The sequence below is a fragment of the Streptomyces sp. SID11385 genome, from assembly GCF_010548245.1.
GTDB lineage: Bacteria > Actinomycetota > Actinomycetes > Streptomycetales > Streptomycetaceae > Streptomyces.
On the sequence record NZ_JAAGLR010000893.1, the window covers coordinates 1 to 4,605 of the forward strand.

General features: G+C 76.6%; 1 protein-coding gene. It reads left to right on the plus strand.

Features of this window, described 5'->3' with window-relative positions; translation table 11 throughout:
- Nucleotides 1-4,605, plus strand: a 4,605-nt coding sequence (locus G3I42_RS27330; RefSeq protein WP_164290308.1) for a non-ribosomal peptide synthetase, incomplete at both ends; no start/stop codon positions are given.

Here is a 4,605-nt window from a genome sequence, read left to right on the forward strand (position 1 = left end):
CCGCCCACGGCGTCCCGCGCCTGACCGTCGACCCCGACGGCGTCCCCGCGCACCCCGCCGACGCGCCGCTGCCCGCCGCGCCCGACCCCCGCCACGCCGCCTACGTCCTCTACACCTCCGGCTCCACGGGCCGCCCCAAGGGCGTCACCGTCCCGCACGCGGGCATCGCCAACCGCCTGCGCTGGATGCAGGACCACTACCGGCTCGGCGCCGGGGACCGCGTGCTCCAGAAGACCCCCGCGGGCTTCGACGTCTCCGTGTGGGAGTTCTTCTGGCCGCTCGTGACCGGCGCGACGCTCGTCGTGGCCCGCCCCGGCGGCCACCAGGACCCCGCCCACCTCGCGGACCTCATCCGCCGCGAGGGCGTCACGACCGCGCACTTCGTGCCCTCGATGCTCCGCGCCTTCCTCGCCGAGCCGACCGCGGCGGCGTGCGACTCCCTGCGCCAGGTCATGTGCAGCGGCGAGGCCCTGCCCGCGCCGCTCGCCGCGCGCTTCCACGCGGTCCTGCCCGGCCGCCGCCTGCACAACCTGTACGGGCCGACCGAGGCGTCCGTCGACGTCACCGCGCACGAGGTGGGCGCAGCCCCCGGCGCGACGGTGCCGATCGGCCGCCCGGTGCGGGGCACCCGTACGTACGTGCTCGACGCGGCGCTGCGCCCGGTCCCGCCGGGCGTCGCCGGTGAGCTGTACCTCGCGGGCGTCCAGCTCGCGCGCGGCTACCTCGGCCGTCCGGCGCTGACCGCCGAGCGCTTCGTCGCCGACCCGTACGGCCCGGCGGGGGAGCGCATGTACCGCACGGGCGACCTCGCGCGCTGGACCCGGGACGGCGAGCTGGAGTACCTGGGCCGCACCGACGAGCAGGTCAAGCTGCGCGGCTTCCGCGTCGAGCCCGGCGAGATCGAGGCCGCCCTGAGCACGTACGAGGGTGTCGCGCACGCCACCGTCGTCCTGCGCGAGGACCGCCTCGTCGCGTACGTCGTCCCGGCGGCCGGTGCGGCGCCGGACCCCGCCGCGCTGCGCGCCCACGCCGCGACGCTGCTCCCCGCGCACATGGTGCCCGCCGCCGTCCTCCTCCTGGACGCGCTGCCGCTCACCCCGAACGGCAAGCTCGACCGCCGGGCCCTGCCCGCACCGGACTTCGCCGCCGAGACCGGCGACGCCGCCCCGCGCACCCCCCGCGAGGAAACCCTCGCCGCGCTCTTCGCCGACGTCCTCGGCCTGCCGCGCGTCGGCGTCGACGACGACTTCTTCACGCTCGGCGGGGACAGCATCGTCGCGATGCAGCTCGTCGCCCGCGCCCGTGCCGCCGGACTCGCGCTCAGCCCCCGCGACGTCTTCCGCCACAAGTCCGTCGCGGGACTCGCCGCCGTCGCCACGACGGCGGACCCCCTCGCCGGGGCGGACGAGGACACGGACCTGCTCGCCCTCACCGAGGCCGAGCGCGCCGAACTCGCGGGCCTCCCGGCCGGTACCCAACTGCTGCCCGTGTCGCCGCTCCAGGCCGGACTCCTCTTCCACGCCGCGCTCGACTCGGGCGAGGACGGCCCCGACGTCTACACCGTGCAGGTCTCGTACGACCTCGAAGGCCCCCTCGACGCCGAGCGCCTGCGCGCCGCCGCACAGGACCTCCTGGACGCCCACGACAACCTCCGCAGCGGCTTCCGCCACCTCGCCACCGGCCGCCCCGTCGCGGTCGTCCCGCGCACGGCGAGCCTGCCGTGGCGGGTGGTGGACCTGACGGGCTCCGGTACGGGCGCGGGTGGCGCGGACGCGACCGCCGCCGAGGCCACCTGGACCCGCCTCCTCGCCGAGGAGCGCCGCCGCTTCGACCCCGTACGCCCCCCGCTCCTGCGCCTCCTCCTCGCCCGCACGGGCCCGGACCGCCACCGCCTCGTCCTCTCCCACCAGCACCTCCTGCTCGACGGCTGGTCCCTGCCCCTGCTCACCGCCGAACTGTGGGCCCGCTACGAGGGCCGCACCCCGCCCCGGCCCGCCCCCTACCGCGCCCACCTGCGCCACCTCGCCGCGCGGGACACGGCAGCGGCGGCGCGCGCGTGGGCCGAGGCACTCGCCGGGCTCACCGAGCCCACCCGCCTCGCACCCGCCGACCCCGACCGGGCCGCCGCCGTCCCGCACACCCACACGCGGGAGCTGGACCCGGCCCGTACCGCCGCGCTGGAAACCTTCGCGCGCTCCCGGGGCGTCACCCTCAACACCCTCGTGCAGGCCGCCTGGGGCATCCTCCTCGGCCGGCTCACCGGGCGCACCGACGTCGTCTTCGGCGCCACCGTCGCGGGCCGCTCGCCCGAACTCCCGGGCGCCGATTCGATGATCGGGCTCTTCATCAACACCGTCCCCGTACGCGTCCGCCTGCGCCAGGACGAGAGCGCCGCCGCCCTCCTCACCCGCCTCCAGGACGAGCAGTCCCGGCTCCTGGCGCACCAGCACCTCGGACTCGCCGACATCCAGCGCGCGGCCGGAATCGGCGAACTCTTCGACACCCTCGTGGTGTTCGAGTCGTACCCCGTCGCGGAGGAGCCCGCGCGAGGCGAAGCGCCCCGCGCCACCGTCCGCGACCACGAGGACTCCACGCACTACCCCTTCGCGTGGGCCGTCGAACCGGGCGAACGCCTGCGACTGACCGCCGAGTTCCGCCCCGACCTGATCGACGCCGCGACGGCGCGGCGCATCGCGGACGCCCTCGCCGAGCTGCTGACCGGGATGGCGGAGCGGCCCGAACTGCCCGTCGGGCGGCTCGAACTCCTCGCCCCCGCCGAGCGGCACAAGGTCCTCACCGAGTGGAACGACACCGCGCTCCCCGAGCCCGCCCGGCTCCACACGATCCCCGAACTCCTCGCCGCCCAGGTCGCCGAGAGCCCCGATGCCCTTGCCGTCACGGACGGCCGCACGCGCCTGACCTTCGCGGAACTCGACCGGCGCACCGAGGAGCTGGCCCGCGTCCTGGCCGCGCACGGCGCCGCGCCCGAACAGACCGTCGCGCTCGCCCTGCCCCGTACCACCGCGCACCTCGTCGCGATCCTCGCCGTCATGCGCGCGGGCGCCGCCTACCTGCCCCTCGACACCGAACTCCCCGCGGCGAGGCTCACCGCGCAGCTCACCGACGCCCGCCCCGTCCTCCTCCTCACCACGAGCGGGACGCCGCTCCCGGACACCGACGTACCCGTCCTGCTCCTGGACACCCCGCTCGCGGACCTGCCCCGGGCCGAACCCACCCCGCCCGCACCCCACCACCCCGCCTACGTCATCTTCACCTCCGGGTCCACCGGGCGCCCCAAGGGCGTCGTGATCACGCAGCGGAACATCACGAGCCTCTTCCACAGCCACCGCCACGACCTCCACGAGGCCGCGCGCCGCCGCACGGGCCGCCGCCACCTGCGCGTCGCGCACGCCTGGTCGTTCGCCTTCGACGCCTCCTGGCAGCCGCAGTTGTGGCTCCTGGACGGCCACGCCCTGCACCTCGCCGACGAGGAGACGCGCCGCGACCCCGAACTCCTCGCCGCCTTCGTCCGCACCCACGCGATCGACTTCATCGAGGTCACCCCGTCCCTCCTCGCCCGCATGGCCGACAGCGGACTGACCGGCCCGGACGGGGACTGCCCCCTCGCGCTCGTCGGCTTCGGCGGCGAGGCCGTGCCGCCCGCGCTGTGGCGCAGGCTCGCCGCCCTCCCGCACACCGAGGCCGTCAACCTGTACGGGCCGACCGAGACCACCGTCGACGCGCTCGTGGGCCGCGTCGCCGACAGCCCCGGGGAGCCCGTCGTGGGCCGCCCCGTGCACGGCTCCCGCGCCTACGTGCTCGACACGGCGCTGCGCCCCGTACCGCCGGGCGTGACGGGCGAGCTGTACCTCGCGGGCCCCGGCCTCGCGCGCGGCTACCTCGACCGCCCCACGCTCACCGCGGAACGCTTCCTCGCCGACCCGTACGGCCCGGCGGGGGAGCGCATGTACCGCACGGGGGACCTCGCCCGCTGGACCGAGGAAGGACTGCTGCGCTTCGCGGGACGCGCCGACGACCAGGTCAAGATCCGCGGCTACCGCGTCGAACTCGCCGAGATCGAGAAGGCGATCGACACCCACCCGGCCGTGGCCCGGACCGTCGTCGTCACCCGCGAGCCCCGCCCGGGGGTCCACCAGCTCATCGCCTACACGGCACCGCACGCCCCCACCTCACCCACCGCCGACGCGCCCGCGCCCGCCGAGTTGCGCGCCCACGCCGCCGCGACGCTCCCCGAGTACATGGTCCCCGCCGCCGTCGTCGTCCTCGACCGCCTGCCGCTCCTGCCGAACGGCAAGCTCGACCGCGCCGCTCTGCCCGCCCCCGACTTCACCGCGTCCGACGGCGGGCGTGCCCCCGAGAACGCCACCGAGCACGCCCTGCGCGACCTCTTCGCCGAAGCCCTCGGCCTGCCCGCCGACGCGCTCGGCACCGACGACGACTTCTTCTCCTTCGGTGGGGACAGCATCATCGCGATGCAGCTCGTGGCCCGCGCCCGTGCCGCCGGACTGCGCCTGACGCCGCGCCAGTTGCTCCAGCACCGCACCGTCGCCGCGCTCGCGCCGCTCGCCCGCCCGCTCGCTGCCG